The organism is Streptomyces sp. DF42, from assembly GCF_058267695.1.
Genome location: NZ_CM177859.1, coordinates 8,494,290 through 8,513,346 on the forward strand (window position 1 = coordinate 8,494,290; position 19,057 = coordinate 8,513,346).

Below are 19,057 nucleotides of genomic sequence, written 5' to 3' on the forward strand. Positions count from 1 at the left end.
GGAGTGAGAGCCGCGCGGGGGCGCGGCCCTGTCGAATGCGGAGTGAAGGAATGCGCGACGCGCTTGTAGCCGTGACCAGGCCGCGATAGACCGTACTGGCCCGTCACTTGAGACAGCAGGTCGTCGCACCCTGGGGAGTCGGACATGAGCGTGACGAGTCGGTACCGCGAGTCCTGGGAGGGCTTCTGGCGTGAGGCCCCCGAGGAACAGGGGGCCGTGTTCTGGGACGCGGAGCCGGCGCTGACCGCCGGCATCCACCTGGCCCTGTTCGAGCCGCATCTCGCCGACCCGGGCCTGGCGATGGTGGACCTCGGCTGTGGCAACGGCACGCAGACGCGCTTCCTCGCCGACCGCTTCCGGCGGGTCGTCGGCGCCGATCTGTCCGCCGCGGCCCTCGACCACGCCCGGCAGGCCGACCGGGCCGGGCAGGCGACGTACCGCGCGCTCGACGTCGTCGAGAAGAGCGAGACGCAGACGCTGCACGCCGAACTCGGCGACGCCAACGTCTATGTGCGCGGCGTCCTCCACCAGGCCGAACCGGAGGACCGGCAGGCCATGGTGGACGGGATCGCCGCGCTCGTGGGTGAGCGTGGACGCGTCTTCCTCGTCGAACTCTCCGCGGCCGCCAAACCCGTCCTGCTAGGCCTCGCGCAGAACCCCGCGGGACCGCCGCCCAAGCTGGCACCGATCTTCCGGCACGGCATCGCCCCCGGTGAAGTGGCCGACGAAGCGGTGCCCGAGTATGTGCGCGCCGCCGGCCTCACCGTCCTCGCGAGCGGTGAACTCCCGTTGACCACCACGGAGTTCGGCCCGGACGGACAGCGGATCGAGCTGCCCTCGACGTGGCTGGTGGCGGGGCGCACGAGCTGAGGGCCGGTGCTGTCCACCCCCGCCCGGTCCGGCGCGCCCTGCTCGGCCCGGCCGCCCCGGCCGCTGTCACGGTGACGGCGCCCGCGGCCGGGCGGGTGCCCCGCTCCGGCGCCTGCGCTTCCTGGCCCGTTCTCCCCGCGGCGCGTAACGTGACGCTCTATGAAGATCCTGATCAGCGCCGACATGGAGGGTGCCACGGGGGTGACCTGGCCGGCCGACGTGCTGCCCGGGACACCGCAGTGGGAGCGGTGCCGCTCGATGTTCACCTCGGACGTCAACGCCGCCGTGCTGGGATTCTTCGACGGCGGCGCCGACGAGGTCCTCGTCAACGAAGCCCACTGGACCATGCGCAACCTGCTGCTGGAGCAGCTGGACGAGCGCACCGAGATGCTCACCGGGCGGCACAAGGCCCTCTCCATGGTGGAGGGCGTGCAGCACGGGGACGTGGACGGCATCGCCTTCGTCGGCTATCACGCCGGCGCCGGCATGGAGGGCGTCCTCGCCCACACCTATCTCGCCAACTCCATCACCGGGGTCTGGCTGAACGACGTACGCGCCAGCGAGGGCCTGCTCAACGCGCGGGTCGTCGCCGAGTACGGGGTCCCCGTCGTCCTGGTCACCGGCGACGACGTGGCCTGCGAGGACGCCCTCGGGTACGCGCCCGAGGCGCTGAAGGTCGCGGTCAAGGACCATGTGTCGCGGTACGCGGCCGTGTGCCGGACGCCGTCCAGGACCGCGTCCGACATCCGCGCCGCGGCGAAGGAGGCCGCCCGGCTGGCGGTCCGTCACCAACCGGTCCAGGAAGGGCCGTTCACCGTGGCCCTCGAGTTCGACGCCGAGCATCTCGCCCTGGCCGCCACCGTCGTGCCCGGCGTCGGCCGGATCGGGGAGCGGAAGGTGGCGTACACCAGCGAGACCATGTACGAGGGGATCCGTGCCTTCAAGGCCGTCACGACGATCGTCTCGGCCGCCGTGGAGGAGCAGTATGGCTGACCAGCAGGCGTTGGACGAGGTCGTCGAGTTCACCTCCGACCTCATCCGCATCGACACCGCCAACCGTGGCGGCGGAGACTGCCGGGAGCGGCCCGCCGCCGAGTACGCCGCCGAGCAGCTGACCGGAGCGGGCCTGGAGCCCACGCTTCTGGAACGCACCAAAGGCCGTACGAACGTCGTCGCCCGCATCCGGGGCACGGACTCGTCCGCCGACGCGCTGCTCGTCCACGGTCATCTGGACGTCGTGCCCGCGCAGGCCGAGGACTGGAGCGTGCACCCCTTCTCCGGGGAGGTCCGCGACGGGGTCGTGTGGGGGCGCGGCGCGGTCGACATGAAGAACATGGACGCGATGATCCTCGCCGTCGTGCGCGGGTGGGCGCGCGAGGGCGTCAGGCCGCGACGTGACATCGTCATCGCCTTCACCGCCGACGAGGAGGACAGCGCCCGGGACGGCTCCGGCTTCCTCGCCGACCAGCACCCGGGACTCTTCGAGGGCTGCACCGAGGGCGTCAGCGAGTCGGGGGCGTTCACCTTCCACGACGGCAGCGGGCGGCAGCTCTACCCGATCGCGGCCGGTGAGCGCGGCACGGGCTGGATGAAGCTCACCGCGCGCGGACGGGCCGGCCATGGCTCCAAGGTGAACGGGGAGAACGCGGTCACCCGCCTCGCCGCCGCCGTCACCCGCATCGGCGAGTACGAATGGCCGCTCAGACTGACCCCGACCGTGCGGGCCGCACTGACCGAACTCGCCGCGCTCTACGGCATCGAGACCACCCTGGACGACGTGGACGGGCTGCTGGAGAAGCTCGGCCCGTCCGCGAAGCTGGTCGAGGCGACCGTCCGCAACAGCGCCAACCCGACCATGCTGGAGGCCGGTTACAAGGTCAACGTGATTCCGGGTGAGGCCGTCGCGTATGTCGACGGGCGGCATCTGCCGGGCGGCGAGGACGAGTTCCGTACGACCCTCGACCGGCTCACCGGCCCCGACGTGGACTGGGAGTTCCAGCACCGCTCGGACGCCCTCCAGGCGCCGCTCGACTCGCCGACGTACGCGAAGATGCGTGCCGCCGTCGAGGAGTTCGCGCCCGAGGGACACGTGGTGCCGTACAGCATGACGGGTGGTACGGACGCCAAGCAGTTCTCCCGGCTCGGCATCACCGGGTACGGGTTCACACCGCTGAAGCTCCCGGAGGGGTACGACTACCAGGCCATGTACCACGGGGTCGACGAGCGCGTCCCGGTCGAGGCACTGCATTTCGGCGTGCGGGTACTCGACCGGTTCCTGCGGACGGCCTAGGCGAGTTGGGGGAGAACGTGCAGACCCTGCCGTACGGTTCCTGGCCCTCGCCCATCGACGCGGCGCTTGCCGCCGCGCACGACGGGCACCCCGAGTACGTCGGCTTCGTCGGCGACGAGGCGTGGTGGACCGAGCCACGGCCCGCCGAGGGCGGCCGCCGCACCCTGGTGCGGCGGCGCGCCGACGGCGAGGAGGAGCCGGTGCTGCCCGCCCCGTGGAATGTCCGCAGCAGCGTCATCGAGTACGGCGGACAGCCCTGGGCCGGCATCGCGCGGGACGGCCGGCCGCTCGTGGTGTTCGTGAACTTCGACGACCAGCGGCTCTACCGGTACGAGCCCGGAAGCGACCCGCGTCCCCTCACACCCGTATCCCTCGTGGGCGGCGGACTGCGCTGGGCGGAGCCGCAGTTGCACCCCGAGCGCGGTGAAGTGTGGTGTGTGCTGGAGGAGTTCACCGGCGACGGCCCCACGGATGTGCGCCGGGTCCTGGCCGCGGTGCCGCTGGACGGCTCGGCGACCCAGGACCGCGACGCCGTGCGCGAACTCACCGGCGACCGGCACCGGTTCGTCACCGGCGCCCGCCTCTCGCCCGACGGGCGGCGCGCGGCCTGGCTGGCCTGGGACCATCCCCGCATGCCGTGGGACGGCACGGAGCTGATCGTCGCCGACGTCGGTGACGACGGCACCTTCCGGCACGCGCGGGCGGTCGCCGGGGGACCGGACGAATCGATCGCCCAGGCGGACTGGGCACCCGACGGCTCCCTCCTGCACACGAGCGACCGCACCGGCTGGTGGAACCTCTACCGCGACGGCGCCCCGCTCTGTCCGCGCGAGGAGGAGTTCGGCGGCCCGTTGTGGAAGCTCGGCCAACGCTGGTTCGCCCCGCTGGACAGCGGACTGATCGCCGTAGTGCACGGCCGCGGCGCCACCGCGCTCGGGATACTGGACCCCGAGACCGGCGAGGTCGTCGACGCGGCCGGCCCCTGGACCGAGTTCGCGTCCACGCTCGCGGTGCACGGCGAGCGAAGCGAGATGGGGGTCCCCCCGCCCGAAGGGTGGGGGAGGGTCGTCGCCGTCGGAGCCAGCCCGCGCAGCGCGTACGAGGTGGTGGAGCTGGGGACCCTCCCCCACGCTCGAACGACCTCGCACGGGGGCGCCCTCATCGGCCGGGCCCGCGTGATCGGCGCCGAGCACGACGACGCCGTCGACCCCGCCCACTACCCCGAGCCCCAGATCCGCACCTTCACAGGACCGGCCGGGCGCGACATCCACGCGCACGTCTACCCGCCGCACGCCCCCGGCTGTGTCGCCCCGGGCGACGAACTGCCGCCCTACGTCGTCCGGGCGCACGGTGGCCCCACGAGCCGGGCCCCCCTCGTCCTCGACCTGGAGATCGCCTACTTCACGTCCCGGGGCATCGGCGTCGTCGAGGTCAACTACGGCGGCTCGACCGGGCACGGACGTGAGTACCGCAACCGGCTACGTGAGCAGTGGGGCGTCGTCGACGTCGAGGACTGCGCGGCCGTCGCCCTCGCGCTCGCGGACGAGGGCACCGCCGACCGCGGCCGGCTCGCGATCCGCGGCGGCAGCGCGGGTGGCTGGACCGCGGCCGCGTCCCTCGCCGCCACCGACGTCTACGCCTGCGGCACGATCATCTACCCCATCCTCGACCTCGCGGGCTGGGGCGCGGGGGAGACCCACGACTTCGAGTCGCAGTACCTGGAGACGCTGGTCGGGCCGCTCGCCGAGGTGCCCGGACGGTACGCGGAGCGGTCGCCCACCGAGCACGCCGACCGGATCACCGCGCCCTTCCTGCTGCTGCAGGGCCTGGACGACGTGATCTGTCCGCCCGCGCAGTGCGAACGATTCCTGGCGCGCATGGAGGGCAGGCGGGTGCCGCACGCGTACATCACGTTCGAGGGGGAGGGGCACGGGTTCCGGCGGGCCGACACCATGATCCGGGTCCTGGAGTCCGAACTCTCCCTGTACGCCCAGGTCTTCGGGCTCAACCCGCACGGCGTCCCGACACTGGAACTGTCCAAGTGAGAGAGCGAATGAGCGAGCAGGCGAGAGACCTTCTGCGACCGTCCCGACTTGCCCCGGGCGCCCGCGTGGCCGTCGTGGCACCCAGCGGACCCGTGCCCGAGGAGCGGCTGCAGGCGGGGCTCGACGTGCTGCGCGGCTGGGATCTCGACCCCGTGGTGGCGCCCCATGTGCTGGACCGGCACGGCGAGTTCGGCTACCTGGCGGGCACGGACGCGGACCGGGCCGCCGATCTGCAGGGCGCCTGGTGCGACCCGTCGGTGGCCGCGGTGCTGTGCGCGCGGGGCGGGTACGGAGCACAGCGGATGATCGATCTGCTCGACTGGGACGCGATGCGGGCCGCCGGGCCCAAGGTCTTCGTGGGCTTCAGCGACGTCACGGCACTGCACCAGGCCTTCGCCACCCGGCTGGGCCTGGTCACCCTGTACGGACCGGCGGCCGCCGGTGTCGACTTCATCAAGAACGCCCGGTCGCAGGAACACCTCAAGGCCACCCTGTTCGCTCCGGAGAGCGTCCGCACCATCGCATCCGGCGGCGCCGCCCTGGTGGCCGGACGGGCCCGGGGCGTCACCCTGGGCGGGTGCCTGAGCCTGCTCGCCTCCGACCTCGGGACCCCGCACGCCCGGGCCGGCGCCCGGGGCGGGCTGCTCCTGATCGAGGACGTCGGCGAACGGGCGTACCGCATCGACCGGACGCTGACCCAGCTGCTGCGCAGCGGCTGGCTCGACGGCCTCGCCGGGATCGTGCTCGGGTCGTGGGAGCAATGCGGCCCGTACGCCGAGCTGCGCCCGGTTCTCGTCGACCGGCTCGCCGGGCTCGGCGTCCCCGTCGTCGAGGAGTTCGGCTTCGGGCACTGCGCGGGCGCGTCGACCGTCCCCCTCGGCGTGGCCGCGGAACTGGACGCGGAGGCAGGCACCCTGACGCTCGATCAGCCGGCCCTGCGCTGAGCGGCATTGCTGAGTCCCTGCGCTGAGCGCTTGCGTCGGCCCGTTTCACTGATCATCCGTCAACAACACTCGTCTGGGCGATTGACCCCGTCTGACACGTGTCACACCATGACAACCGGCCGGTACCTACTGGTCGGTAAGCAGGGCTGCCCTGAGTGTGGAGGTCTCAGTGTCCCGACGCGTGTCCAGATCCCGAGTTCCCCTCGCCCTCGCCCTGGGCGCGGCGCTCACCGTGCCTCTCGCGTTCACCGCCCCCGCCGCCGCATCCGGCCGATACACCGTCACGGCACTGAAGTTCACGGTCCAGGCGGGCGGCCACACCTGCACGGTCGATGCCGACCTGTACCGGCCGACGGGCGTCGACAAGGCTCACCCGGCCCCGGCCGTGCTCGCCACGAACGGCTTCGGCGGCAGCAAGTCCGACGGCTCGACCGACGCGGTCGGCAAGGCCTTCGCCGAGCGCGGCTATGTCTCCCTGATCTACTCCGGGCTCGGCTTCGGCGCGTCCGGCTGTCTGATCTCGCTGGACGACCCGGGCGAGGACGGCAGGGCCGCCTCCGGGCTGATCGACTTCCTGGGCGGCAAGCGAGCCGCCGACGACGGCACCGAAGCCGACTTCGTCACCCTCGACGCCGCCGGCGACCCGCGGGTCGGCATGGTCGGCGGCTCGTACGGAGGGGCCATCCAGCTGGCGACGGCTGCGGTCGACCACCGCGTCGACGCGCTCGTCCCGCTGATCACATGGAACGACCTCGTCTACGCGCTCGACCCGAACAACGCCTCCGCCGCCGTCCCCGGCGCCTACAAGTGGCAGTGGGCCAACGGGTTCTACCTCATCGGCGAGGGGCAGCCGCTGACGAAGCCGAACCTCGACCCGACCCGGATCAACTCCCTCACCTGTCTGCACTTCGTGACCAAGGCCTGCGACACCTTTCGCACCCTGAACTCCGGAAGCTATCGCTCCGCACCGACCGCCGCGCTGCTCTCCTACGCCCGCAGCGTCTCCCCGGTGTCCTACCTGAGCCGGGTCAGGGCGCCCACCCTGCTGATCCAGGGGCAGGCCGACAGCCTCTTCAACCTCAACGAGGCGACCGCGACGTACAAGACGCTCAGGGCCCAGGGCACGACCGCCAGGATGATCTGGCAGTCCTGGGGGCACAGCGGGGGCGTCACCGATCCGGCGAGCGGTGAACTCAACCTCAACCAGGGCAACCTGGAGTCCAGCTACGTCGGCAAACGGATCCTCTCCTGGTTCGACCGCTACCTCCGCGGGCAGCGGGAGGCCGACACCGGACCGGCCTTCGCCTACTACCGTGACTGGATTGCCGACCCGGGCCATACCTACGCCACCGCCGCCCGGCTCCCCGCTCTCAGCCGGACGTTCTATCTCTCCGGCGACGGCAAGCTCGTCGACAACCGCAAGAAGGTGGCGCGCGGCAGCCGTACGTATGCCAACCTGCTGACCCCCACCAGCCATTCGGAGAGCTCGCTGTCCGGACTCGCCGGGCTGCCGGACCCGGGACCGTACGACACCGCGGGTACCTACCTCGGCTGGACCAGCGCACCGCTCACCCGCACCACCGACGTCGTCGGCGCGCCCAGGGCCACGTTCAGGGTCGTCTCACCGACGGCGGCGAGGGCCCAGAACTCCGGCGACGCCGCCGACCGGCTCGTCCTGTTCGCCAAGCTCTACGACATCGCGCCCGACGGCACCAGGACGCTGGTGCACCGGTTGGTCGCGCCGGTCCGGGTGCCGGACGTGACCAAGAACGTCACCGTGACCCTGCCGGGCATCGTGCACCGCTACGAGAAGGGGCACCGGCTGCGGTTCGTGATCGCGGCGAGCGACGACGCGTACCTCGGCAACCGGGGCATCAAGCCGGTGACCGTGGTCAGCGCGCCCCGGGACACGGGCGTGCTGCGGCTGCCCGTGGTCGGCGGATGAGGCCGGCCGTGCCGTCCGGGGAGCGTATTTCACGAGGCGGCGCGGCCGGTCGGCCGTAGGGTGGCGGGATGCCGCATCCCGCATCCCGCTACCTTGCCGAAGGCCCCCGCGTGGGCATACGTCACTTCACCTACGAGGACGGTGCCGAGTTCACCGCCCGCGCCCGCGAGAGCAAGGACCTGCATCAGCCCTGGCTGTTCCCGCCGGACGCCACGAACGCGTACACCGCGTACGCGAGCCGGCTGATCGAGGACCCGGCGAAGGCCGGGTTCCTGGTCTGCGAGAAGGACGGCGAGCAGGGCGACGGGGCCATCGCCGGGTTCATCAACATCAACAACATCGTCGAGGGCGGCTTCCAGTGCGGTGCGCTCGGCTACGGCGCCTTCGCACACGCCGCCGGGCGCGGGCTGATGCGAGAGGGGCTGGACCTGGTGGTGGGGTACGCGTTCGGGCCGATGCGGCTGCACCGGCTGGAGATCAACGTGCAGCCCCGGAACGCCGCCTCGATCGCACTGGCCCGCTCCTGCGGCTTCCGCCTGGAGGGCTTCTCGCCGAACATGATCTTCATCGACGGGGCCTGGCGGGACCACGAGCGCTGGGCGGTCACCGCCGAGATGCGGGCCTGAAGTTGATCTTCATGGTGTCGAGGTCCGTCACGGTGGACTTCAGGTCCCGGAAGCCGTAGCCGAGGGCCCGGAGCGTCTCCTGCGCGCGGTCCTCGGCGATCGCGCCCGCCATCTCCTCGCCGTCCGCCGCGTCCGACACCACCACGTACCGCATCGAGAAGTGCTTGAGCGGCGCCGGCTCGTACGACAGCGAGCCCTCCTCGGTGAACCGCATGCTCGTCATGCCGTGGTCGGCCGCCTCGGCGAGCAGCCGCTGCCGCGCCTCGTCCCTCAACGCGTCCCACGTGCCCCGGACGATCACCCGGTACGTGTGCTGCTCGCTCATCGGCCTGCTCCCGCGTCGATTTCCGTTGAAGGGCCGACTGTATGTCGGCGAGGACGCACCGCATGCGGAATTTCGTCGTGCTCGACGGACCCTCCAACCTGGGTCTGCGCCCGCCCGCCCCCGGTACCGAGCCCGGCTGTCACAAGCTCGCCGGCGCCTTGCGGGAACAGCGGATCGCGCAGCGGCTGCGGGCCCCGGAGGGCGGGGTGGTCGTGCCGCCGCGTTACGACCGCGGTGACCGGCAGAGGGCGACGGAATCTTCAACACGGCCGCCCTCGCCTCGTACACCCGCAGGCTCGCCGACCGCATCCAGCGGCATCTGCGCGCGGGGGACTTCCCCGTCGTCCTCGGCGGCGACTGCTCCATCCAGCTCGGCGCCCCGCTCGCCATGCGCCGGCTCGGACGCCACGGGCCGGCCGCCGTGGACGCCTCCGCGGACTTCCGTCACCCGGGCAACTCCGACGGGATCGGCGCGGCGGGCAACGAGACCCTGTGGCCGAGGCCCGCCGAGCACCTGGCGTCGGTACCGCCGCCCTAACGCGAACGGCTGTGCAGGGTCAGCGCGTTGGAATGGCACCAGCAGGACTCCACGCACCCGCCGACCCATCTGCGCAGCGAACTCCTCGACCGGCGTGGCCCGTCGGTCGCGAAGGTCGTCCTCGACGAGCGGACCGAGAGCGCCGTGCAACGCGAACTGCGGCCCGCCGCGAAGAAGGCGGCACGGACCGTCGCCCGGGACATGTGAGCGGGCGGCTAGGAGTTTCGGTCCACGTACTCGTACACCGTCCCGTCCGGATGCATCGCGAGCAGAGTGCGGCACGCCGGTGACGGCACCGGACCCGCGAGGATGTGCGCGCCCAGCTCGGTGAGCACCTCGTGGGCCTCCGCGACGTCCTTGACGGCGATCGTCGCGGAGACCTTGCGCAACAGGTCCAGCTCCTGCGCGGGCCCGCTCATCAGCAGGAAGCAGCCGACGGCGGCCACCTGCACGCCACCGCGCTCGAAGCGGAGGGCTCTGCCGCCGGCGAGGCGTTCGTAGAAGGGGACCGCGGTCTCCAGGTCGTCGACGCATACGCGCAGCGTGGCTCCCAGAATATCCATGGGGACGAGCCTAGTGCCGCGTCAGTCAAGGTTCGCCCCGTCGCGACGCCCGGCACGCACTCTCGCCGCACCGGCCGAAAGCCCAAGTACGTCCAGTACGAGGACTTCCGGCCGGCACGCCGAGAGCACGCACCGGACGCCGCTCCTTGACGGGCAAACCTTGACTGACGCGGCACTAGTTGGGGCACCCGGGTGACGAGATCCATTCCGGTGATCACCTCGGTCCCGGGTCCACGCACCCGGGTGGCGGCCATGGCGTTACTCGGCGGTGACCGAGGGTACCCGGCGCTCATGGAAGGCTTGGATCATCTGGAGCACCTGGACAAACACCTGGTCGACGAGCTGGCGCAGGTGGCGCGCGAGACCGTGCGCGACGAACTGCGCGAACAGACTCGCAAGCAGCGGCGGACGGCCACGCTGTACGCCGCGTCCGGAGCCGTCGCCCTGTACGCGGGCGCGGCCCTCGCACTCGCGGTGGGACTGGCCCTGGCCCTCGGACTGCCCGACTGGGCCGCCGCGCTGATCACCGCGGCGATCCTGGGCGCCGTCGCCTACCTCCTGCGTGGTGCGGCCCGGCCCTCGGCATCCCGGCCCACGGCCGCGCACGAGGCCGGCCTCGCCGCCGGCCAGGGCGACCCTGTCAGCGGCGACCGGGCCCCCGCCACACCGCCCACCGGCCTCGGCATGCCCATTCCGCCGAAGCCGCCGGTGGCACCCGGCGAGGCGGGCGCAGCGGCCGGCGTGCCCGCCGCGCCGGGCGCCGACGGCGTCGACCCCGAGCCGCCGCACCACAGGGCGTGATCAGGAGTGCGTATGCGTTGGGGCGGATCCGAGCCGCGGCGCCGCAGGACCGTTGTGGTGACCGGGGCCAGTGGCGGCGTGGGACGGGCCACGGCCCGGGCCTTCGCCGCCCGGGGACGCGAGGGCCTCGCCGCGGCCGCTGACGACGTGCAGCGCGCCGGGGGCGAGGCCCTCGTCGTCACCGTGGACATGGCCGACGCCAAGGCGGTCGACGACGCGGCCCAGCAGATCGCCGACACGCTCGGGCACATCGACGTGTGGGTCAACAACGCCTTCGCCGGGGTCTTCGCGCCGTTCACCGAGATCACCGCGGACGAGTTCCGCCGCGTCACCGAAGTGACGTACCTGGGCTGTGTGTTCGGCACCCGGGCCGCGCTGCACCACATGCTGCCGCGCGACCGGGGCACGATCGTGCAGGTCGGCTCCGCGCTCGCCTACCGGGGGATTCCCCTGCAGTCGGCGTACTGCGGGGCCAAACACGCGATCCAGGGGTTCAACGAGTCGCTGCGATGCGAACTGCTGCACACGGGCAGTGGTGTCCGTACGACGATGGTGCAGCTCCCGGCGGTCAACACCCCGCAGTTCGACTGGGTGTTGAGCCGGATGCCGGGCACGGCACGGCCGGTGGCGCCGGTGTTCCAGCCGGAGGTCGCGGCACGGGCGATCGTGCACGCGGCTGCCCACGGGCGGCGGCGCGAGTACTGGGTCGGAGGCTCGACGGCGGCCACCCTCATCGCGAACGCGGTGGCTCCCGGAGTACTCGACCGCTATCTCGCCCGCACCGGCTTCGACTCCCAGCAGGACGAGGGCGAGCACGAGGAGACCGGCAACCTGTGGACCCCCGCGGACGGACCGCACGGACGGGACTTCGGGGCACACGGGCGGTTCGACGACGAGGCGGTCGACGACAGCCCGCAGGACTGGGTCTCCAGGAACCGAGGCCGGTTCGGGAAGGCCCTCGCCGTCGGCGCGGGCCTCCTGGTGGCAGGGAAAGCGGTGGGCGAACTGAGCCGCAGGGCTCGCGGTTAGGGCACAGGCCGTCAGAGACTCGGGCCGCGGGAGACCCGGGCTCGCCGTCAGGCGACCCGGTACTCCTCCACCTCCTGCGTCCGCAGCGCCAGCCCGTGTCCGATCCCGCCCAGCGGCCGTACCGTGCCGCCCGTCGGATCCAGCGCCCCGTCGAAGAACATGTCCTCGATGCGCACATGGTCGTGGAACCACTCCATGTGGCGGATGTTGGGCAGCGAGGCGGCTGCCGCGGCGTGGACGTGCGGGGCGCAGTGCGTGGAGATCTCCAGGCCGTGGCAGTGCGCCAGCGCAGCGGCGCGCAGGAACTCCGTGATGCCGCCGCAGCGGGTCGCGTCGACCTGCAGGCAGTCGACCGCGCCCGCTGCGATCATGCGGGCGAAGTACGGCAGGTCGTAGCCGTACTCACCCGCCGTCACGTCGCACACCAGGGCGTCGCGGACCAGCCGCAGGCCCGTCAGGTCGTCCGAGGACACCGGCTCCTCGAACCAGCCCACGCCGTGCTCGGTGAGGGCCCGGCCGACCCGTACCGCCTGCTTGCGGGTGTAGGCGCCGTTGGCGTCGACGTACAACTCGGCCTCTGCGCCGATCACTTGGCGTGCCGCGTGGACACGCGCCAGATCCCGGGAGACCTCCCGGCCCCAGCCCTCACCGATCTTGATCTTGACGCGCGGGATGTGCTGCCCGTGCACCCAGCCGTTCAGCTGGGCGGCCAGGTGGGTGTCGTGGTATGTCGTGAAGCCGCCGCTGCCGTACACCGGGACCCGCTCGCGGCAGACCCCGAGGAGCCGGGCCAGGGGGAGTTCGAGGAGGCGGGCCTTGAGATCCCACAGGGCGATGTCGAGTGCCGATATCGCACAGGCCGCGATCCCGGGGCGGCCCGTGTTGCGCACGGAGCGGCACATCGCGTCGTGCGTGGCGGGGATGTCGAGGGCGTCGCGGCCCTCCACCAGCGGGGCGAGATGGCCGCGGAGGAAGTCGCCGACCGCCGCCGGGCCGTACGTCCAGCCCGTGCCGGTCTCGTCGCCCGCCGCCACCTCGGCGATCACCATGGTCGTGGAGTCCCAGGCGAGCGTGCCGTCGGCCTCGGGGGCGTCGGTCGGCACCGTGTAGACGGAGACGACGGGACGATGGAGTTTCGTCATCGTCGCCCCTCAGCCCTGCTGGAGCTGCGGCAGCACCTTCGTACGGTAGAAGTCGAAGAAGCCGCGCTGGTCGGGACCGATCTGGTTGACGTACACCCGGTCGAAACCGGCGTCGGCGAACGCGGTCAGGGCCGAGACGTGCTCGTCGACGTCGTCCCCGCAGACCGACTTCTCGCGCACCGTCTCCTGAGTGATCAGCGGCTCCAACTGCTCGAAGTGGCTGGGCGAGGGCAGGATCTGGCCCATCTCGCCCGGCAGGAACTGGTTGGACCACCGCTCGCGCACCGTCCGTACGGCCTCCTCGCGGTCGGTGGCGTAGCAGACCTTCGTGCCGCCACTCACCGGTTTGCCGCCGCCGCCTCCCTTGCGGAACTGCTCCACCATCGAGGCGTCCGGCATCATCGTGATGTAGCCGTCGCCCACGCGCGCCGCCAGCTTCGTGGCCGCCGGGCCGAAGCCGGAGATGTCGATCTGGACGGGCTCGTCGGGCACCGTGTAGAGGCGGGCGTTCTCCACCTTGTAGTGGGTGCCGTAGTGGCTGACCTCCTCGCCGGTGAACAGCCGGCGCATGATCTGGATCGCCTCCTCCAGCATCTCCATCCGCACGTGCGCGGGCGGCCAGACATGGCCGAGGATGTGCTCGTTGAGGGCCTCGCCGGTGCCGACCCCCAGCCGGAAGCGGCCGTTCGTCATCACCGCCGAGGTCGCCGCCGCCTGTGCCACCACTGCCGGGTGGATCCGCACGGTCGGGCAGGTCACCGCCGTCTCGACCGGCAGCGACACCGCCTCCGACAGCGCGCCGATCACCGACCACACGAACGGGCTCTGGCCCTGCGAGCCGTTCCACGGGTGGTAGTGGTCGGAGATCCACAGCGACCGGAATCCCGCCTGCTCGGCCATCCTCGCCTGCTCGACGAGGTCCGCGGGACCGAACTCCTCACAGGAGAGGAAGTAGCCGTACTCGGGCATGGGGAGTACCTCCGATGGCTGGTGACGCAAGGGGTGGTTCGCCGTCCGGGTACCCGGCGCCCGGGACGGAAACCGGTGCACGTTCGGGCGCTGAGACCAGTTTGGGTGCTCTGACCAGGGGGACGCGGAAGGCTCACGTACGAGGTACGCGACAGCGCCGGAGGCCCACCGTGAGTCGACCCCGCATCGTGATCGTCGGTGCCGGCTTCGCCGGCTACCGGACCGCCCGCACCCTGTCCCGGCTGGTCCGGCACAGGCCGACATCACCCTGCTGAACAGTCGGGCCTCGTCCGCTCCTGGTCGGTACCGCTGGACACCGCGTCCCCGGAACTGGCACGGGTGGCGGGCAGGCCGCAGGCGGCAGCCGAGACCCGCTCGGACCCCGGAGCGACAACGACACGGGACACCGACATCAACACCGATACCGAGTCGGCCGCTTTCGAGGCGACGAAGAACCAACCGGGCGGTGGGGCCGTGGAAGCCGCCGGTCCCGTCAAGCGCCCCGACACCCACGCAGAGGGAGATTCATGAACACCGCCGAACTCGTCGAGCTCGCCCAGCAGTTGCGTGTGGACAGTGTGCGCGCATCGGACGCGGCGGGGTCCGGGCATCCGACGTCCTCGATGTCCGCCGCGGACCTGATGGCCGTACTTCTCGCCAACCACTTCCGCTACGACTTCGACCGGCCCGCCCACCCCGGCAACGACCGCTTCGTCCTGTCGAAGGGACACGCGTCTCCGCTTCTCTACTCCGCCTACAAGGCGGCCGGGGCCGTCGACGACGCCGAACTGCTCACCTTCCGCAAGCTGGGCAGCCGCCTCGAAGGGCATCCGACGCCGCGCCGGCTGCCGTGGGTCGAGACGGCCACCGGCTCGCTCGGCCAGGGGCTGCCCGTGGGCGTCGGCATCGCGCTGTCCGGCAAGCGGCTGGACCGCACCGGCTACCGCGTGTGGGTGCTGTGCGGGGACAGCGAGCTGGCCGAGGGCTCCATCTGGGAGGCCGCCGAGCACGCGTCGTACGAGCATCTGGACAACCTCACCGCGATCGTCGACGTGAACCGGCTGGGGCAGCGCGGACCGACCCGGCACGGGCACGACCTCGACGCCTACGCCCGCCGCTTCCAGGGATTCGGCTGGCACACGATCGAGGTCGACGGACACGACGTGGACGCCGTCGACCGGGCGTACGGCGAGGCGGTCTCGACGACCGGGCAGCCGACCGTGATCCTCGCCCGCACCCTCAAGGGCAAGGGCGTCGCGTCCGTCCAGGACCGCGAGGGACTGCACGGCAAACCACTGCCCGACGCCGACGAGGCGATCGCCGAACTCGGCGGCCGCCGCGACCTCCGCGTCCAGGTCCACGAGCCGGCCGCCGCCCGCATCCTGCACGCCGTGCGCGCCGGACACCTCGAACTGCCCCGCTGGGACAAGGGGAACGACGGAAAGGGAGTCGCGACACGGAACGCGTACGGGCAGGCGCTCGCCGCACTCGGCACCGCTCGCTCAGACGTCGTCGCCCTCGACGGCGAGGTCGGCGACTCCACCCGGACGGAGTTCTTCGCCAAGGAGCACCCCGACCGCTACTTCGAGTGCTACATCGCCGAGCAGCAGATGGTCGCGACGGCGGTGGGGCTCGCGGCACGCGGCTGGGTGCCGTACGCCGGCACCTTCGCAGCGTTCCTGACGCGCGCGTACGATTTCGTGCGCATGGCGTCCGTCAGCGGCGCCGGCATCAACCTCGTCGGCTCCCACGCGGGCGTCGCCATCGGCCAGGACGGGCCCTCCCAGATGGGCCTGGAGGACCTGGCGATGATGCGGGCGGTGCACGGGTCGACCGTGCTGTACCCGTGCGACGCCAACCAGACCGCACAGCTCGTCGCCGCCATGGCGGACTGCGACGGGGTCCGGTACCTGCGCACCTCGCGCGGCGAGAGCAAGGTCATCTACGGCCCCGACGAGGAGTTCCCCATCGGTGGCAGCAAGGTGCTGCGCTCCTCCGCGCACGACCGGCTGACCCTTGTCGCGGCGGGCGTCACCGTGCCCGAGGCGCTGGCCGCCGCCGACGCGCTGGACCGCGACGGCATCCAGGTCCGCGTCATCGACCTGTACTCGGTCAAGCCCGTCGACCGTGACACCCTGCGCAGGGCCGCCGAGGACACCGGCTGCCTCGTCACCGTGGAGGACCACCACGAGGAGGGCGGAATCGGCGACGCCGTCCTCGACGGGTTCCTCGACGGCAGGCCCGTGCCGCGGCTGGTGCGCCTCGCCGTCCGCGACATGCCGGGCTCGGCATCCCCGGACGAGCAGCTGCACGCCGCGGGCATCGACGCCGAGTCGATCGCCGCGGCCGGGAAGCTGCTGGTGGAGGAGGCGGTCGTGCGGTGAGCGACGACGCCGCACGCACCGTACAGGCCGGGCGCCGCACGGTGGAGGTGCACCGGGCCGACAAGGTGCTCTTCCCCGGTGAGGGCCGTGCGAAGGAGTACACCAAGGGCGACCTCGTGGACTACTACCGGTCCGCCGCCCCGTTCCTGCTGCCCCATCTGCGCGGCCGTCCGCTGATGCTGGAACGGCACCCCGACGGCGTCGACGGGCCCCGTTTCATGCAGAAGAACACCCCGGAGAACTATCCGGAGTGGATCACCCGTGTCGAGGTGCCCAAGGAGGGCGGCACCGTCTGCCACACCGTGTGCAACGACTCCGCCACCCTCCTCTACCTCGCCGACCAGGCCGCCGTCACGCTGCACCGCTGGCTGTCCCGGACCGGCGGAATCGACTTCCCCGACCGGATGGTCTTCGACCTGGACCCGGCCGGGGACGACTTCCCGGCGGTGCGCGAGGCGGCCGGGCTGCTCGGGGAACTGCTCGACGAGCTCAAGCTGCCCTCGGCGCTGATGACCACCGGCTCACGCGGACTGCACATGGTCGTGCCGCTCAACGGCCACCACGACTTCGGCGAGGTCCGCGCATTCGCCCACGACGTGGCCGACACCCTCGCCGAGGCACACCCCGGCCGGCTCACCACCGCCGCCCGCAAGAAGGAGCGCGGCGACCGGCTCTACCTGGACATCGGCCGTAACGCCTACGCGCAGACCGCGGTCGCGCCCCTCACCGTCCGTGCCCTTCCCGGCGCCCCCGTTGCCACCCCGATCAGCTGGGCCCAGCTGGACGACCCCGCGCTGCACGCCCGCCGCTGGACCATCGCCGACGCCGTCGAACAGGCCCGCACCGACCCCTGGGCCGGAATTCTGGGCCACGGCCGCGCTCTGGGACCGGCCAGGCGCCGGCTCGACGCGTTGCACCGAGCCTGAATGTTTGGCCAGTGACAAAGGGGCCACCCGGATCACGAGGTGGCCATGGCTGACACAAGAAACACGCAACAGTCGCAAAGCTCACAGAATTCCGACAAGAAGGAATCCGGCGGGTCGAACAAGCGGCCGAATCCGATGGAGGTGCTGCGCCACGCGCGTGCGCAGCTCGCGGAGCTGACCGGCATGTCCGCCGAGACCGTCTCGTCCTTCGAACAGACGGAGGACGGCGGCTGGACGCTGGAGGTCGAGGTACTCGAACTGCAACGAGTGCCGGACACGATGAGCCTGATGGCGAGCTATCAGGTCGATCTCGACTCCGACGGCCAGCTGACGGGCTACCGGCGCGTCCGCCGCTACGAACGCGGACGGGCCGACGCACACAGGCAAGGCGGCCGCTAGGCCGCCGACCCGCTCAGAAACCCATCCTCGAAACCACAGACAAGGAGGCGCGGTCGGCATGACCGTTGTCCCGGCACAGCAGAGCGGCGGAGGGGGCGGCAGCAGCGGCCTCTACGACGTTCTGGAACTCGTCCTCGACAGGGGTCTCGTCATCGATGCGTTCGTGCGGGTGTCCCTGGTCGGCATCGAGATCCTGAAGATCGACGTACGTGTCGTCGTGGCCAGCGTCGACACCTATCTGCGCTTCGCCGAGGCGTGCAACCGCCTCGACCTGGAGGCAGGGCCGCGCAAGGACCCGGGGCTCCCGGACCTCGTCGGCGAGATGACCGAATCAGGCGCCCGCGGCAAGTCCAAGGGCGCGCTGTCCGGAGCCGCGGAGACCATCTCAGACGCGTTCAAGCAGGCACGTGACGACGGCGGCGAGCGGGAGACCCAGTCCCGGCCGCGCCCTCGTAAGGCCACGTCCTCGCGCAGGAAGGAGGAGCAGGAGTGAGCACGTACGTCTACGGCATCACCGCGAGTTCGCATCCGGCGCTCCCCGAGAACCTGAGCGGCGTCGGCGACCCGCCGCTGCCGGTGCGCGTCCTCAAGGAGGGTGAGCTCGCGGCCGTCGTGAGCGACGCCCCCGAGGGACTGCGGCCCAAGCGCAAGGACCTGCTCGCCCATCAGAGCGTGCTCGCCGAGGCGGGCGCGGAGGGCGCCGTGCTGCCCATGCGGTTCGGCAGCGTCGCCCCCGCCGACGACGCCGTCACCGGCGTGCTCGCCGAACGCGCCGACCACTACAAGGAGCGGCTGCAGGCCCTGGACGGCAAGGTCGAGTACAACGTCAAGGCCACGCACCAGGAAGAGGCCGTCCTGCACCGCGTGATGTCCGAGAACCCGGAGATCCGCGCCATGACCGAGGCCAACAGGCAGGCAGGCGGCGGAAGTTACGAGGGCCGACTCCGGCTCGGCGAGATGGTCGTGGCCGCCGTCAAGGCCCGGGAGGCCGACGACGCGGCCGACGTGCAGCGCGCTCTTGAGCCGGTCGCCGCCGATGTGAGCGAAGGCCCCGAGTCCACCGGCTGGCTGGTCAACGTGTCCTTCCTCGTGGACCGTGAATCGGCCGAGCCTTTCCTGACCGCGGTGGAGCAGGTCCGCAAGAGTCACCCGCACATCGAGCTGCGCGTGAACGGCCCGCTGCCGCCCTACAGCTTCGTCGAGCCCGGCCCCGCCCAGCACGCGGGCAGTGCCGCCGGCCCTGGCGTCGCCCAGGAGTGAG

The 19,057-nt window shown here is 71.7% G+C and carries 19 protein-coding genes and 1 pseudogene; 16 read left to right on the top strand and 4 right to left on the bottom strand.

Annotated elements, in window-relative coordinates:
• Positions 1 to 144: 144 nt before the first annotated feature.
• The 7 genes from ACYUED_RS39035 to ACYUED_RS39065 all read left to right on the top strand — a co-directional run bounded on the left by ACYUED_RS39035 (position 145) and on the right by ACYUED_RS39065 (position 8,720).
• The gene (locus tag ACYUED_RS39035; RefSeq protein WP_491289139.1) at positions 145 to 870 is read left to right on the top strand and encodes a class I SAM-dependent methyltransferase; all 726 of its coding nucleotides are present in this window, start codon (positions 145 to 147) and stop codon (positions 868 to 870) included.
• A gap of 159 nt (positions 871 to 1,029) precedes the next feature.
• Positions 1,030 to 1,863: a M55 family metallopeptidase gene (locus ACYUED_RS39040; protein ID WP_491289140.1), complete on the top strand. Its 834-nt coding sequence runs from the start codon at positions 1,030 to 1,032 to the stop codon at positions 1,861 to 1,863.
• On the top strand, positions 1,856 to 3,160 hold the full coding sequence (locus tag ACYUED_RS39045; RefSeq protein ID WP_491289141.1) for a M20/M25/M40 family metallo-hydrolase: 1,305 nt from the start codon (positions 1,856 to 1,858) through the stop codon (positions 3,158 to 3,160). Before ACYUED_RS39040 ends, ACYUED_RS39045 begins: the two co-directional genes overlap by 8 nt.
• Before the next feature lie 17 nt (positions 3,161 to 3,177).
• Positions 3,178 to 5,205, top strand: coding sequence for an LpqB family beta-propeller domain-containing protein (locus ACYUED_RS39050; RefSeq protein ID WP_491289142.1), 2,028 nt, complete (start codon positions 3,178 to 3,180; stop codon positions 5,203 to 5,205).
• 8 nt (positions 5,206 to 5,213) lie between these two features.
• On the top strand, positions 5,214 to 6,149 hold the full coding sequence (locus ACYUED_RS39055; RefSeq protein WP_491289143.1) for a S66 peptidase family protein: 936 nt from the start codon (positions 5,214 to 5,216) through the stop codon (positions 6,147 to 6,149).
• Between the two features lie 169 nt (positions 6,150 to 6,318).
• A complete protein-coding gene (locus ACYUED_RS39060; protein ID WP_491289144.1) occupies positions 6,319 to 8,094 on the top strand; it encodes a CocE/NonD family hydrolase in 1,776 nt (591 codons plus the stop codon).
• Positions 8,095 to 8,162: 68 nt separating this feature from the next.
• A complete protein-coding gene (locus ACYUED_RS39065) occupies positions 8,163 to 8,720 on the top strand; it encodes a GNAT family N-acetyltransferase (RefSeq protein ID WP_491289145.1) in 558 nt (185 codons plus the stop codon).
• On the opposite strand, the gene ACYUED_RS39070 is transcribed toward ACYUED_RS39065, so the two are convergent.
• Positions 8,698 to 9,045 (bottom strand): DUF6204 family protein, encoded by a 348-nt coding sequence (locus ACYUED_RS39070; RefSeq protein ID WP_491289146.1) that lies wholly within the window; start codon positions 9,043 to 9,045, stop codon positions 8,698 to 8,700. The genes ACYUED_RS39065 and ACYUED_RS39070 overlap by 23 nt on opposite strands.
• Before the next feature lie 62 nt (positions 9,046 to 9,107).
• On the opposite strand from ACYUED_RS39070, the pseudogene ACYUED_RS39075 reads away from it, so the two are divergent.
• Both ACYUED_RS39075 and ACYUED_RS39080 read left to right on the top strand, forming a co-directional pair.
• A pseudogene (locus tag ACYUED_RS39075) lies at positions 9,108 to 9,538 on the top strand (arginase family protein); the annotation flags it as partial.
• Positions 9,539 to 9,610: 72 nt separating this feature from the next.
• Positions 9,611 to 9,790 (top strand): hypothetical protein, encoded by a 180-nt coding sequence (locus tag ACYUED_RS39080; protein ID WP_491289147.1) that lies wholly within the window; start codon positions 9,611 to 9,613, stop codon positions 9,788 to 9,790.
• Between the two features lie 8 nt (positions 9,791 to 9,798).
• Here the strand turns inward: ACYUED_RS39080 and ACYUED_RS39085 are convergent, their stop codons facing one another.
• Positions 9,799 to 10,146 (bottom strand): VOC family protein, encoded by a 348-nt coding sequence (locus ACYUED_RS39085; protein WP_491289148.1) that lies wholly within the window; start codon positions 10,144 to 10,146, stop codon positions 9,799 to 9,801.
• Between the two features lie 291 nt (positions 10,147 to 10,437).
• Between ACYUED_RS39085 and ACYUED_RS39090 the strand changes: the two genes are divergently transcribed.
• Together ACYUED_RS39090 and ACYUED_RS39095 are read left to right on the top strand one after the other, a co-directional pair.
• Entirely contained in the window at positions 10,438 to 10,947 is a 510-nt protein-coding gene (locus tag ACYUED_RS39090) for a phage holin family protein (RefSeq protein ID WP_491289149.1), read from the top strand.
• Positions 10,948 to 10,959: 12 nt separating this feature from the next.
• On the top strand, positions 10,960 to 11,976 hold the full coding sequence (locus ACYUED_RS39095; RefSeq protein WP_491289150.1) for an SDR family oxidoreductase: 1,017 nt from the start codon (positions 10,960 to 10,962) through the stop codon (positions 11,974 to 11,976).
• A 47-nt stretch (positions 11,977 to 12,023) separates the two neighbouring features.
• Here the strand turns inward: ACYUED_RS39095 and ACYUED_RS39100 are convergent, their stop codons facing one another.
• Both ACYUED_RS39100 and ACYUED_RS39105 read right to left on the bottom strand, forming a co-directional pair.
• On the bottom strand, positions 12,024 to 13,118 hold the full coding sequence (locus ACYUED_RS39100) for an enolase C-terminal domain-like protein (RefSeq protein WP_491289151.1): 1,095 nt from the start codon (positions 13,116 to 13,118) through the stop codon (positions 12,024 to 12,026).
• Between the two features lie 9 nt (positions 13,119 to 13,127).
• Positions 13,128 to 14,087 (bottom strand): LLM class F420-dependent oxidoreductase, encoded by a 960-nt coding sequence (locus ACYUED_RS39105; protein ID WP_491289152.1) that lies wholly within the window; start codon positions 14,085 to 14,087, stop codon positions 13,128 to 13,130.
• Positions 14,088 to 14,614: 527 nt separating this feature from the next.
• Between ACYUED_RS39105 and ACYUED_RS39110 the strand changes: the two genes are divergently transcribed.
• Genes ACYUED_RS39110 through ACYUED_RS39130 form a run of 5 tightly spaced genes read left to right on the top strand, consistent with a single transcriptional unit; the run spans position 14,615 to position 19,056 of the window.
• Positions 14,615 to 16,471, top strand: coding sequence for a transketolase (locus ACYUED_RS39110; protein WP_491289153.1), 1,857 nt, complete (start codon positions 14,615 to 14,617; stop codon positions 16,469 to 16,471).
• Positions 16,468 to 17,397 carry a non-homologous end-joining DNA ligase gene (ligD, locus tag ACYUED_RS39115; RefSeq protein ID WP_491289154.1) on the top strand — a complete coding sequence of 310 codons (930 nt, stop codon included), beginning with the start codon at positions 16,468 to 16,470 and terminating at the stop codon, positions 17,395 to 17,397. The genes ACYUED_RS39110 and ligD overlap by 4 nt, the downstream gene beginning before the upstream one ends.
• A 45-nt stretch (positions 17,398 to 17,442) precedes the next feature.
• Complete coding sequence (locus tag ACYUED_RS39120; protein ID WP_491289155.1) at positions 17,443 to 17,796, top strand: gas vesicle protein GvpO; 354 nt, start codon at positions 17,443 to 17,445, stop codon at positions 17,794 to 17,796.
• Between the two features lie 58 nt (positions 17,797 to 17,854).
• Positions 17,855 to 18,289, top strand: a complete 435-nt coding sequence (locus ACYUED_RS39125) for a gas vesicle structural protein GvpA (RefSeq protein WP_491289156.1) — start codon at positions 17,855 to 17,857, stop codon at positions 18,287 to 18,289.
• Positions 18,286 to 19,056: a GvpL/GvpF family gas vesicle protein gene (locus ACYUED_RS39130; protein ID WP_491289157.1), complete on the top strand. Its 771-nt coding sequence runs from the start codon at positions 18,286 to 18,288 to the stop codon at positions 19,054 to 19,056. The genes ACYUED_RS39125 and ACYUED_RS39130 overlap by 4 nt, the downstream gene beginning before the upstream one ends.
• Position 19,057: the final 1 nt, after the last annotated feature.